This window comes from Stenotrophomonas sp. STEN021, assembly GCF_056760175.1.
The window spans coordinates 14,991-27,833 of record NZ_JBRREH010000063.1 but is presented as its reverse complement, the minus strand read 5'-3'; the positions used below and the strand labels follow the sequence as shown (position 1 = coordinate 27,833).

Here is a 12,843-nt window from a genome sequence, read left to right as displayed (position 1 = left end):
CCGCAGGGGGGTGTGGGTCAAAACGCGTCGGCCCGCGCCCCGGGGGGATTCGGCCTCCCCGCAAACCCCGGGCCCGCGTTTTTTTGGGGGGTGGGGTTAACGCCGCCAAGCCCGCACACCACCAGATTGCGCAATCCGCCTGCAATCCAGCATTGCCAGCTTCGCGGCTTACGCCGCTCCCACAAATCTCGCGCGGCCGATGGATTGCCGGGAAGGCCTCTGCCGAGCGTGGCTCGGCACTACGCTTTGAGCCCCTCTCCCGCTTGCGGGAGAGGGGTTGGGGTGAGGGGGAGCTTTTCGCTTGTAAAGCGGCTGCCGAGCATGGCTCGGCACTACATGTGGGTATAAAAAAACGGCGCCTTGTGGGCGCCGTTTTTCTTAGAGGCTGTAGCCGAACTGCTGCTTGAACTGGTCGTTGAACTCGGCGAAGTCGAAGCGCTGGTTCTGCGTACCCGGGTGTTCCACCTTCAGCGCGCCCATCAGGTTGCTCATGCGGCCGACGGTCAGCCAGTCCATGCCCTTCTCGATGCCGAAGATCAGGCCGGCGCGGAAGGCGTCGCCACAACCGGTCGGGTCGACCACGCGGCGCTCGTGCGCCGGCGGGATGTCGAAGCTCTTCTCCGGGGTGTGGATGATGGCGCCGCGCGGGCCCTGGGTGGTGATGTAGGCCTTGGTCCGGGCGACGATGTCGGTCTCGCTCCAGCCCGTGCGCTGCTGCAGCAGGTTGGACTCGTAGTCGTTGACCACCACGTAGTCGGCCTGCTCGATGAACTCGCGCAGTTCCGGGCCGTTGAACAGCGGCAGCGCCTGGCCCGGGTCGAAGATGAAGGGAATGCCGCATTCGACGAACTCGGCCGCGTTCTGGATCATGCCTTCGCGGCCATCCGGCGCAACGATGCCGAAGGTGACGCCCGGCACGTCGCGCACGTGGTTGTCATGCGAACGCATCATCGCGCCCGGGTGGAAGGCGGTGATCTGGTTGTTGTCGTGGTCGGTGGTGATGAAGCACTGCGGGGTGAACATGTCTTCCAGCACCCGCACCTGGCTCAGGTCGATGCCCATGCGCTCGAAGTGCTCGCGGTAGGGGCCGAAGTCCTGGCCCACGGTACCCATCGGGATCGGGCTGCCGCCCAGCAGCTTCAGGTTGTAGGCGATGTTGCCGGCGCAACCGCCTAGCTCGCGACGCATGCGCGGCACCAGGAACGACACATTCAGGATGTGCACCTTGTCCGGCAGGATGTGGTTCTTGAACTGGTCCGGGAACACCATGATGGTGTCAAAGGCAAGGGAACCACAGATCAAAGCGGACATTGCGAACAGGCCTATACGTAAAAGGAAAAAGCCGCCGCGCACGCGCAGACGACTCGGCGCGACTGCGCGCCAAAGTGCGTAAGGTTACCGGCTGCGGCGGCCCACGGCCACAAGCAAGGATGTACCGCAGCTGCCCGGAGTGGTCGAAAGCCCAGAATTCACTAGGATTTTCCTTGCTCGGGCGGGGGTGGATTGATAGGCTAACTGCCCTCATTTTCTGCCCATTTTTTCGCCAACCGGCGTGGGCGCGACACCCCTCAGGATCACTTCCCAGATGTTCAAGAAGCTGCGTGGCATGTTCTCCAATGACCTGTCCATTGACCTGGGCACGGCCAACACCCTTATCTATGTGCGCGGCCAGGGCATTGTGCTGAACGAGCCTTCGGTCGTGGCCGTGCGCCAGGACCGTGCCATCGGTGGCACCCGCTCGGTGGCTGCCGTTGGCGCCGAGGCCAAGCAGATGCTCGGCCGTACCCCGGGCCATATCACCACCATCCGCCCGATGAAGGATGGCGTCATCGCCGATTTCACCTATACCGAGGCGATGCTCAAGCACTTCATAAAGAAAGTGCACAAGTCGCGCGTGCTGCGCCCGAGCCCGCGCGTGCTGGTCTGCGTGCCGGCCGGTTCCACCCAGGTCGAGCGCCGCGCCATCAAGGAATCGGCCGAGGAGGCCGGTGCGCGTGATGTGTTCCTGATCGAAGAGCCGATGGCTGCTGCGATCGGTGCCGGCATGCCGGTCACCGAGGCGCGTGGTTCGATGGTCATCGACATCGGCGGCGGCACCACCGAAGTTGCGGTCATCTCGCTGAACGGCATCGTCTATTCGGCCTCGGTGCGTATCGGCGGCGACCGTTTCGACGAGTCCATCACCAACTACGTGCGCCGCAACCACGGCATGCTGATCGGTGAAGCCACTGCCGAGCGCATCAAGGTGGAGCTGGGCTGCGCCTACCCGCAGGCGGAAGTGATCGAGATGGAAATCTCCGGCCGCAACCTCGCCGAGGGCGTGCCGAAGATGATCAAGATCAGCTCCAACGAAGTCCTGGAAGCCCTGCACGAGCCGCTGTCGGGCATCGTCTCGGCGGTCAAGCTTGCGCTGGAACAGACCCCGCCGGAACTGTGCGCCGACGTCGCCGAGCGCGGCATCGTGCTGACCGGTGGTGGCGCGCTGCTGCGTGACCTGGACCGCCTGATTTCCGAAGAAACCGGCCTGCACGTGCAGGTGGCCGACGATCCGCTGACCTGCGTGGCCCGCGGTGGCGGCCGTGCGCTGGAGCTGGTGGACATGCACGGCAACGAGTTCTTTGCGCCGGAGTGATCCGCAGGGAATGGCGGCTGGGGAATCGGGAACGGGTGGCAGGGTGTCCTGCAGCGCGTTCCACTCTCCAGCATCCGCTTCCCCGAACCAACGGCGTGACACCGGTCGCGCCGTTTCCATACCCGATTCTTCATTCCCAATTTCCAGCCTTCTGTCGTGCCCCCTTACGCCGGTCCTCCCGTAGCCTCCCGTCAAGGGGATGCCAGCAGCACGCTGCGTCTGCTGGCGTATCTGGCCTTGGCCATCACCTTGATCGTGCTCGACGACCAGGGCGGCTGGATGTCGCGCCTGCGTGCCCAGGCCAACGTGCTGGTGCAGCCGATCTGGGCCTTGGCCGGTGTGCCGGGCCGGGTAGGGGCATCGGTCAAGGACAACGCCGCCAGCCATAACCAGCTGGTCAACGAAAACCGCGAGCTGCGCAACCAGCTGCTGGTCGCCAACGCGCGCCTGACCCGCCTGCAGACCGCAGCGCTGGACAACGCGCAGCTGCGCGAGCTGCTCAACGTGGCCGAGCGCAATGGCCTGGACGTGCAGTTGGCGCCCATCCTCGATATCGACCTGGATCCGGTCAAGCAGCGGCTGGTACTGGATTCGGGCAGCCGCGCCGGCGTGCATGTCGGCCAGGCGGTGATCGATTCCGGCGGCCTGATGGGCCAGGTGATCGCGGTGACGCCTGCGCATTCGACCGTGCTGCTGCTGACCGACCCGGACCATGCGGTGCCGGTGGCGGTGGCGCGCAATGGCGTGCGCCTGATTGTCTACGGCCGTGGTGATCGTCTGGAACTGCGTGATATTCCGCTCAGCGCCGGCGTGGAAGTGGGCGATGAGATTGTCACTTCCGGCCTGGGTGGGCGTTTCCCGGCCGGCTTCCCGGTCGGCAAGATCCTGAAGCTGCGTCCGGACGATACCCACGCCTTCCTGGTAGGCGAACTGGAGCCGGCGGCCAAGCTGGACCGTGGCCGCAACGTGCTGCTGCTGCGTTCGGTGCCGGCACTGCCGCAGTTGCCGGACAGCGATACGAGCGAGTTGGCGCCGGAAGTCACGACGGCGGGCGGCCCATCCGCAGCGCCGGCCAATCGGATGGGCGCGGTGGCCGTTCCCGTGGCCGAGACCGTACCAACCACGGCTGGCCCGGCGGAGACGCAGGCGCCAGTCAGCGCGCCGAACAGTGCAGCTGCTGCAGCCACCGGCCAGGTTCCAACCGGACCTGCAGCAGCGGCAACCAGCGAATCGGCGACCCCGGCAGCGCCTGTGACCACCGATAAGCCGACCCCGCCGCAGGTGCGCCCATGAGTCGTCTGCGTACCAAGGGCTGGGTGATGCCGGTCAGTTTCGTGCTGGCCTTGCTGCTGGCGTTGATTCCGTTGCCCGAGCTGCTGTTGCCGGCGCGCCCGTATTGGCTGGCGCTGGTACTGGCCTATTGGGTGATCGAGACCCCGGACAAGGTAGGGCTGGGCTTCGCTTTCAGCATCGGCCTGCTGGCTGACGTGATGTTTGGCGGCATTCTCGGCGAGCAGGCACTGCGGCTGGTGGTGATGGCTTTCATCCTGCAGCGCTTCCGTGCGCGCATCCGCTTCTTCCCGCTGTCACAGCAGGCCTTGGCAATGGGCGGGCTGTTGTTCAATGACCGGGTGATCGATGCCGCCATCCACCTGCTGGTGGGTGAGCCACTGCTGCCGTGGAGTTATTGGGTGGCACCGGTGTTGGGCATGGCGTTGTGGTTGCCGCTGTATGTGCTGCTGGATGCGGTGCGGCTGGGCAAGCGCGGGCGCTGACGATGGCTTCGCGCCGCCAGAGCAAGAACACGCACGCAGAGGCCGAGCAGTTCCGGCGCCGTGCCGCGATTGGTTTCCTGGGGGTCTTGCTGGCTCTGGGTTTCCTGGCGGGCTGGTATTTCAAGCTGCAGGTGCTTGATCACGACATCTACGCTACCCGCTCCGAAGCCAACCGCATCAAGGCGCGGCCGGTGGTACCGGGGCGCGGCTTGATCTATGACCGCAACGGCCGCCTGCTGGCCGAGAACGTGCCGGCGTTCCGCTTGGACGTGACTGCCGACAAGGTCCAGGACATGGACGCCACCCTGGCCGGGCTGCAGAAGATCTTCTCGCTCAGCGAAGAGGACATCGAGCGTTTCAAACAATCACGCAAGGCGCGCCGCGGCTTCATGCCGGTGACGCTGAAGCTGCGCGTCAGCGACGAGGAAATGGCCCGCTTCGCGGTGGATCGCTGGCGCTATCCGGGCGTCGAGCTGGAGCCCTATCTGACCCGGCGTTATCCCTACGGCGATCTGTTTGGCCACATCATCGGCTACGTCGGTCGTGTCGATGACAAGGATCTGGAAGAGCTGGGCGAGGGCAATGCGGCGCTGACCCATATCGGCAAGTCCGGGCTGGAGCGTTTCTACGAAACCCAGCTGCGCGGCAAGATCGGCTACGAGCAGGTCGAGACCAATGTCCAGGGCCGCGCCATCCGCACCATTGGGCGGGTGCCGGCGCAGTCGGGCACCGACCTGCGGCTGTCCATCGATGCCGACCTGCAGCGGGCGATGGTGGCCGCGTTCGGTGACCAGGAAGGTTCGGCGGTGGCGATTGATCCGCGCACCGGCGAAGTGCTGGCAATGGTCAGCCTGCCGTCCTACGACCCCAATCTGTTCGTCAACGGCATCTCCCACGCCGACTTCAAGCGACTCAACGAGAACCCGTCGCGACCGCAGTTCAACCGGCTGGTGCTGGGCGGTGTGGCGCCAGGCTCGACGGTGAAGCCCTTCCTCGGCCTGGCGGGCCTGGACAGCGGTCTGCGTCGACCCGAAGACAAGATCCTGTCGCGTGGCATGTTCTACCTGCCCGGCGTCAGCCGTGGCTGGGGCGATGCCAACCGCGGTGGCCATGGCTGGACCGACCTGCGCAAGTCGATCACGCAGTCGGTCAATACCTATTACTACCAGCTCGGTATCGACATGGGCATCGAGCGCTATGACGACTACATGGGCAACCGCTACGGCTTTGGCCAACCCACCGGCATCGATCTGGCCGGTGAGATCGGCGGCATCCTGCCGTCGCCTGCGGCCAAGTTCAAGGCCAACAAGGAGCGCTGGTATCCGGGTGATACGGTCAATGCCAGCATCGGCCAGGGCCTGTGGAAAGTGACACCGCTGCAACTGGTGCGAGGTGTTGGCGGGCTGGCTACTGGCCAGCTGCGCACCCCTCACCTGGTGATGGAGCAGCGTGCCGGTTTCGACCACGACTGGGCGCCGATGCAGCAGCCAGCGAGTCGGCCGATCAGCCCCAATCCGGCCAATGTGCAGGCAGTACGCGAGGGCATGATGGGTACCATGCAACCCGGTGGCAGTGGCTGGCGGTCTGCTGCCGGTGCGCAGTACCGCATGGCCGGCAAGACCGGTACGGCGCAGGTCATCAGCCGCAAAGGCACGGCCGCGTTGAACCCGCGCAGCCTGCCGATGCACCTGCGCCACCGCGCGCTGTTCGTTGGTTTCGCACCTGCCGAGGAGCCGGTCATCGCCATTGCCATCGCGGTGGAAGGCGGCGGCTACGGTGGTTCAGCCGCCGCGCCGATCGCACGCAAGGTATTTGACGCCTGGTTGCTCGGGGTGATGCCCGAAGGCCTGCAGCCGCTGGATGCCGAGCGCGGCACGGTGGTGGTGGGCGTGGCGACCTTTGATACCGAAGATGCCAGCTGGCGCGCACGCGGTGAGCTGGTGGCGCCGCAGTTCGCAGACCTGCCGATCATGGTTGGTGCTCCCGCACCGCTGCCAGGTGCGCCGCCGCAGCCCGCGCCTGAAGCGAAGCCCGGTGTTGCGCCGGCTGCCGTGCGTCCGGCGGTGCCGGCGGCAACGTCAGCGGAGGTACGCCGATGAGGGATTTCCTACGCTGGGCCTTGGAGATGGGTCAGCGATTGACCCGTGGCCTGGACTGGCCGCTGCTGTTTGCCTTGCTTGCCTTGATGGTCATTGGCCTGTCGGTGCTGGACAGCGCTGGTGGCAGTGGCCTGGTGATGGCGCAGGGCGCACGTTTTGCAGTGGGCCTGGTGGCGATGTGGGCGATCTCGCGGGTGTCGATCCTGCGCATCCGCGCGTGGACGCCGATGATCTATGCCTTGTCGATGTTGCCGCTGCTGGCGGTGTTCGTGCTTGGCACCGGCAAATACGGGCGGCAATGGTTGAACCTTGGCCTGTTCTATCTGCAGCCGGCCGAATTGTTGAAAGTCAGCCTGCCGATGATGGTGGCGTGGTATCTCAACCGCATGCCCTTGCCGCCGCGTATTCCTGTGGTGCTGGTGGCGGCGGTGATCATCGGTGTGCCGACCGGGCTGGTGATGTTGCAGCCGGACTTCGGTACCGGCGTGCTGATTGCCGCCAGTGGTGCCTTCGTCTTGTTGCTGGCCGGCCTGCCTTGGTGGTGGGTGGGCGTGGGCGTGGGCGGCGTTGCCGCGGCTGCGCCGGTGGCCTGGTTCTGGCTGCTGCGGCCGTACCAGAAGGACCGCATCATGATGTTCCTGGACCCGGAGAGCGATGCGCTGGGTGCGGGCTGGAACATCATCCAGTCAAAGATCGCCATCGGCTCCGGCGGCCTGACCGGCAAGGGCTGGGGGCTGGGTTCGCAGTCGCACCTGAACTTCATTCCCGAACAGACCACCGACTTCGCGTTCTCGGTACTGAGTGAGGAGTACGGCTGGATCGGTGTGGCGGTGGTGCTGGCCTTGTATCTGTTCGTGATTGGCCGCTGCCTGTGGATCGCGGTGGATTCGCGTGATACCTATTCGCGGCTGCTGGCGGGCGCGACCGGCCTGGCGTTCTTCGTCTACATCCTGGTCAACGGCGGCATGATCTCCGGCCTGTTGCCGGTGGTGGGTGTGCCGATGCCGTTGATCAGTTATGGCGGCACTTCGGCGGTGTCCTTGCTGGCCGGCTTCGGGCTGGTGATGGCGGTACGTGCGCACCGGCCGGTACATGGTGGCTAGCGCAATGCTGTTGCGTGGATCGTTCATTTATCCGCGCCAATATTGCGAGCTTTGATCCAGATCAAACACCTGACTTTACTAAACCTTCACACTACGCCCCGTCACCGGCGCGCTGTCCGCGCTGTGACTGCCGGCCCGCCGTATGGGGCAGCTGGCAGGTTGGCATCTGGCGGGATGACGGGGGGAGCCGTCGTCCCGGGTCCCCCGGACGCTGACGCGAGTGTCGGTCATCTCAGCGGGATGGGGAGATGGCCGGCACTCCTTTTTTGCCTGGCTCCGGTGGTGGTGGTCCTTGCCGCGCCAGATTGCCAGTCCAGCGCAGGCGCCATCGCGTCGCCTATTCATCGGACAACGTGAATCCGAGGGGCCAAGGCGCTGGCAGGCGAAGCGTATTTTTCGCTTCAATCTTGTTGTCTTTCATGGTGTTATTGCGGGAAATTCATCTTCGACCTGCTAATCTCGCCCGATGATTAGACGCGCCCTGGTTTGCTGCCTCACCCTCGGCATGGTTGCCTGCGCAACCCAGCCGAAGTCTCCTGCACCTCTGCCGGCCCCGGCGGAAACACCGGTCAAGCCCAGCACTGGCCCGGCCGAAGCCGTACCCGAGGCCAAGGCCGCCTTGCCGCCGGTCGACCTGACGCCGGTGCCGTTCGAAACCGCCCGCGCCAATTTCGTGCGCGATACGGCAGCCAGGTACCGCATCGACCCGGCCTATATCGAAAGTACGCTGGCCCAGGCGCAGATCCGCGAGCCGATCATCGCCGCGATGTCGCGACCGGCCGAACGGGTCAAGCCGTGGAACGAATACCGTCCGATGTTCATCACCCAGGCGCGCATCGATGGTGGTCGCGCATTCCTGGCCGAACACCGCGATGAACTGATGCGGGTGCAGGAACGCACCGGCGTCCCCGCCGAAGTGATCGTCTCCATCATTGGCGTGGAAACCAGTTACGGCCGCAATGCCGGCAATCACCGCGTGCTGGATGCGCTGTACACCCTGGCCTTCAAATACCCGCGCAGCGGCGACCCGGCCAAGCTCGAGCGCGAAGTACGCCGCGAGCTGTTCTTCCGTGATGAGCTGGCCAAGCTGTTTGAACTGAGCGCACTGGAAAAGCTCGACATCACCACGCTCAAGGGCAGCTATGCCGGGGCGATGGGCATGGGCCAGTTCATGCCGTCCAGCTATCTGGACTTCGCGGTGGACGGCAATGGCGACGGCCGCCGTGACCTGTTCAACAGCTACGACGATGTGTTCTCGTCCATTGCCAATTACTTCGTCAAGAAGGGCGGCTGGATCCGTGGCGGCACCGTGGCGGTACCGGCGACGCTGCAGGCTGGCTTCGAGGAATTCAATCCCACCGATTGGACCCCGACGTATACCGTCAGCGAGCTGGCCGCGCGTGGCTATCAGCCGGTCACGCCGGTGCGCGCGGTCAACGCAAAGGCCACTCCGGTGACGCTGGAAGGTAGTGACGGCAAGCAGTACTGGCTGGGCTTCCAGAACTACTACGCAATCACCCGTTACAACATTTCCAAAATGTACGCGATGGCCGTGTTCCAGCTGTCCCAGGCCATCGCCGGCAAGGAGCTGCCCCCGGCATGAACATCAAGTGGCTGGTCCCTGCGTTGATCGTGCTCGGGCTGGCCGCCTGCAGCAGCGCCCCCAAGAAGTCGGCCCATGGCAGCAGTGGTGCCAGCGCATCGTCGCGCCCGGCGACGGTGGTGCATGGTCGCGGCAACGCGCGCGGTGAATGCCCGGAAGGCTCGCCCTACGCCAAAGCACAGGAAGACCTGTCCACCCGCGGCAACTACACCGCTGGCGGCCTGTACAAGCCAGGGGTAAGTGACAGCACGCCGAGTTACATACCCAATGTGGACTGCATCCCCGAGCCGGTGGTGACCAATGAAGCCCGCTCGGCGGTCGGCAACAGATCGCCGTACACGGTGCTGGGCAAGCAGTACGAGGTGATGGACCGCGTCGATACCTATGTCGAGCAGGGCACTGCCTCGTATTACGGGCAGAAATTCCATGGCCGGCTGACTTCCAACCGGGAGGTGTACGACATGTACGCCTTCACCGCCGCGCACAAAACCTTGCCGCTACCGAGTTTTGCGCGGGTGACCAACCTGGATAACGGCGAGTCGGTGATCGTGCGGGTCAATGACCGGGGGCCGTTCCACGACGGGCGCGTGATCGATCTCAGCTATGCCGCTGCAGTGCGCCTGGGCATCACCCAGCGTGGCACCGGCCGAGTGGAAGTGCATGGGCTGACCCCGGGCAGTGAGAATCTGCAGGCGTCCAGCGACAGCCGTCGCGCCCGCCGCGAGCGTGCCGTGGCCAGCGTCGCCGCGGCCGTGCCAGCGGCGCGGCCCGCAGCTGCGGCACCCAGCCGCATGGATCAGTTGGTCGAGAAGCTGCCCACCCCTGCGGTCGTCCCGGCACGTCCGGTGGCCGGCAGCGCTGACCACTTCGAGACCTGGATGAAGGACAACGGGGTGCGTGTGGCCACCGGTCGTCCAGCCACCACCAGCGCGGCCAGCACGGCGGCAGCCCCGGTACGTGTCCAGGCCTTGCCGGCATCGTCGGAGCTGCTGCAGTTCACCCCGCCGGCCGGCGGGGCGGTGGCCGCAGCCGCAGCGTCGGTGCCGAAGGCCGCGCCAGCGGCACAGCCTGACCCTGCTTCCCGCGCGCTGGGTGCGATCCTGCTGCAGGTGGCCAGTTTCTCCAGCCGTGACAATGCTGCAAGGGCCTTGGGCCAGCTGACCTCGGCCGGTATCGTCGGGGCCAGCCTGAGTGACATCGTCAGCGGTGGCCGCACCTTGTGGCGCCTGCGGGTGCCGGCCACCGACAGCAGCAGTGCCACGGAACTTGCCGGGCGTATTGCCGGTCTTGGATTTGGCCTGCCGCAAGTGGTCCGCGATTAACCCCAGCACACCGGGGTGCCGCCAGCTGGCCGGTGTCGCCCTACAATGACTCCCCGAATTTTTCTTCCTCGTCCATCAGGAACCGCTGTCCGATGAAATTCCGTTTTGCCGCCGCTGCACTGGCCACCGCGCTCGTCGTGGGTCTGGCCTCCGCCCAGACGCCCACCCCGACGCCCACGCCTGCACCGGCCGCAGCTGCCGCTCCGGCGCAGGTGGCCACGCCGCCGGCCCCGGTTCCGACCACGGCCACCGCGTGGGTGTTGATGGACTACGCCACCGGCCAGGTGCTGGCGGGCGAAAACATCCATTCGCCGCTGCCGCCGGCCAGCATCACCAAGGTGATGACCTCCTACGTGCTGGCTGCCGAGATGAAGACCGGCAAGATCAAGCCGGACGACCAGGTGATGATGAGCGAGCGCGCCTGGCGTGAAGGCGGCGCAGGCACGGACGGCAGCTACAGCGGCTTCCCGGTCAACCAGACGGCGCGTCTGGAAGACATGGAAAAGGGCATGGCGATCCAGTCCGGCAACGATGCGGCGATCGCCCTGGCCGAACACGCGGCCGGCAGCCAGGAAGCATTTGCTGCGCTGATGAACAGCTATGCCGCCAAGATCGGCATGAAGGATTCGCACTTCGTCAACGCACACGGCCTGAATGCCGAGGGTCACCAGTCCAGCGCCTACGATCTGGCGCTGCTGGGCCGCGCCTTCGTGCGTGATTACCCGGAGACCTATGCGTACAACAAGATCAAGGAATTTACCGTAGGCAAGATCACCCAGCCCAACCGCAACCTGCTGTTGTGGCGCGACCAGAGCGTGGACGGCATCAAGACCGGCCACACTTCGGCGGCCGGCTATTGCCTGCTGAGCTCGGCGCAGCGTGGTGACCAGCGTTTGATCGCGGTGTTGATGGGCGGTGCTTCGGAAAAGCAGCGCGCCGATGACAGCCTGGCGCTGTTGAACTGGGGCTTCCGTTTCTTTGAAACCCATCGCATGTATGAGCCGGGCAAGGCGGTGACCACGCAGCATGTATGGAAGGGTGCGGCCGACCAGGTGCAGCTGGGTGTGGCGCAGCCGATGCTGGTGAGCGTACCGCGTGGTCGTTACAACGATCTGAAGCCGTCGATGGACGTGCCGAAGGAGTTGGTGGCGCCGATCACCGTTGGCCAGCAGATTGGTACGGTCAAGGTGTCGCTGGATGGCAAGGTGGTCGCCGAGGCGCCGCTGGTGGCCGTGCAGGCGGTGGAAGAGGGTGGTTTCTTCAAGCGTCTGTGGGATGCCTTCATGATGTGGTGGAAGTCCGAGTAAGGGCTTTCACCGGCTGAAAAGCCGAGCGGCGTTGCGGTGTTCCATTGACTGGAGTTCGGGTCGATGGGGCGCAGCAACGCCGCTTTTGTTTTGCCTGCCGGGCGGTGCAGCTCTGCTGCCTTTGCTCTGCTCCCTCCCTTTGCCGCAGGCAAGGGGAGGGTTGGGGAGGGGTAGTTTTCGCAGTTGCAGTTGCAGTTGCAGTTGCAGTTGCCGTTGCTCTTGCTTCGGACTTTGACCCACCGGGCCCCTTCCGAAGCGACGGAGCCAGTGGGAAGAACCCGAAGGGCGACGTGCATGGATGCACGTCGTTTTTCGCCACGACAAGGATGTCGTGTCGAAAAATCCCGCTGGCGGAGTGAACCTGGAGCGCGTAGCGCGGAAGGCGCGTAGGCAGGGTGTGCTTTCTTTGGGCCACGTTTCTTTGCACAAGCAAAGAAAGGTGCGCTCGCGCGCCGAAGGCGGGCGAAAGCTCTGCTCTGCTCTGCTCTGCGTTGCTTTGGCTTTGGCTTTGGCAACGGCAACGGCAACGGCAACGGCAACGGCAACGGCAACGGCAACGGCAACGGCAACGGCAACGGCAACGGCAATGACCAAGGCCAAAGCCAAAGGCTTTCACTCCCCTTCGGGGAGCGAGTTACTTTTCTTTGCTTGTGCAAAGAAAAGATAACCAAAAGAAAGCACACCCTGCCTACGCGCCCACGCCGCTGCGCGACGCGGGTCCACTCCGCTGGCAGGATTTTTCGACGATACATCCCTGTATCGTCGAAAAACGACGCACATCCATGTGCGCCGCCCCGTTCGGGGTCTTGTCTGCCAGCTCCGTCGCTGCGGAAGGGGCCCGTAAGTCAAAAGCTGAAGAGCGAAAGCCGGAGCAAAAGCCGGAGCAGAAGCGCCCTCACCCAACCCCTCTCCCGCACGCGGGAGAGGGGCTCGGAATGCGCCGGCTGCTAGTGCACTAGCCCCTCTCCCGCGTGCGGGAGAGGGGTTGGGTGAGGGCGCTTC

At 65.0% G+C, this 12,843-nt stretch carries 10 protein-coding genes; 9 read left to right on the top strand and 1 reads right to left on the bottom strand.

Annotation, left to right across the window (positions count from 1 at the left end; genetic code table 11):
- Positions 1-378: 378 nt before the first annotated feature.
- A complete protein-coding gene (locus ACVOL0_RS13970) occupies positions 379-1,311 on the bottom strand; it encodes a carbohydrate kinase family protein (protein WP_481549616.1) in 933 nt (310 codons plus the stop codon).
- Positions 1,312-1,585: 274 nt separating this feature from the next.
- Here ACVOL0_RS13970 and ACVOL0_RS13965 point away from each other — a divergent pair, with 274 nt between their 5' ends.
- The 9 genes from ACVOL0_RS13965 (at position 1,586) to ACVOL0_RS13925 (ending at position 12,508) form a co-directional block, all read left to right on the top strand.
- Positions 1,586-2,632: a rod shape-determining protein gene (locus ACVOL0_RS13965; protein WP_005419402.1), complete on the top strand. Its 1,047-nt coding sequence runs from the start codon at positions 1,586-1,588 to the stop codon at positions 2,630-2,632.
- A gap of 156 nt (positions 2,633-2,788) precedes the next feature.
- Positions 2,789-3,925, top strand: coding sequence for a rod shape-determining protein MreC (gene mreC, locus ACVOL0_RS13960; RefSeq protein ID WP_481549615.1), 1,137 nt, complete (start codon positions 2,789-2,791; stop codon positions 3,923-3,925).
- A complete protein-coding gene (gene mreD / locus ACVOL0_RS13955) occupies positions 3,922-4,407 on the top strand; it encodes a rod shape-determining protein MreD (RefSeq protein WP_481549614.1) in 486 nt (161 codons plus the stop codon). Before mreC ends, mreD begins: the two co-directional genes overlap by 4 nt.
- 2 nt (positions 4,408-4,409) lie before the next feature.
- Positions 4,410-6,506 carry a penicillin-binding protein 2 gene (mrdA, locus tag ACVOL0_RS13950; RefSeq protein ID WP_481549613.1) on the top strand — a complete coding sequence of 699 codons (2,097 nt, stop codon included), beginning with the start codon at positions 4,410-4,412 and terminating at the stop codon, positions 6,504-6,506.
- The gene (gene rodA, locus ACVOL0_RS13945) at positions 6,503-7,609 is read left to right on the top strand and encodes a rod shape-determining protein RodA (RefSeq protein ID WP_282271529.1); all 1,107 of its coding nucleotides are present in this window, start codon (positions 6,503-6,505) and stop codon (positions 7,607-7,609) included. The genes mrdA and rodA overlap by 4 nt, the downstream gene beginning before the upstream one ends.
- A gap of 466 nt (positions 7,610-8,075) precedes the next feature.
- Complete coding sequence (gene mltB, locus ACVOL0_RS13940; protein WP_481549612.1) at positions 8,076-9,212, top strand: lytic murein transglycosylase B; 1,137 nt, start codon at positions 8,076-8,078, stop codon at positions 9,210-9,212.
- Positions 9,209-10,534, top strand: coding sequence for a septal ring lytic transglycosylase RlpA family protein (locus ACVOL0_RS13935; RefSeq protein WP_481549611.1), 1,326 nt, complete (start codon positions 9,209-9,211; stop codon positions 10,532-10,534). Before mltB ends, ACVOL0_RS13935 begins: the two co-directional genes overlap by 4 nt.
- A gap of 92 nt (positions 10,535-10,626) precedes the next feature.
- Positions 10,627-11,841, top strand: a complete 1,215-nt coding sequence (locus ACVOL0_RS13930) for a D-alanyl-D-alanine carboxypeptidase family protein (RefSeq protein ID WP_481549610.1) — start codon at positions 10,627-10,629, stop codon at positions 11,839-11,841.
- A 298-nt stretch (positions 11,842-12,139) separates the two neighbouring features.
- Positions 12,140-12,508 carry a hypothetical protein gene (locus tag ACVOL0_RS13925; RefSeq protein ID WP_481549609.1) on the top strand — a complete coding sequence of 123 codons (369 nt, stop codon included), beginning with the start codon at positions 12,140-12,142 and terminating at the stop codon, positions 12,506-12,508.
- Positions 12,509-12,843 lie beyond the last annotated feature (335 nt).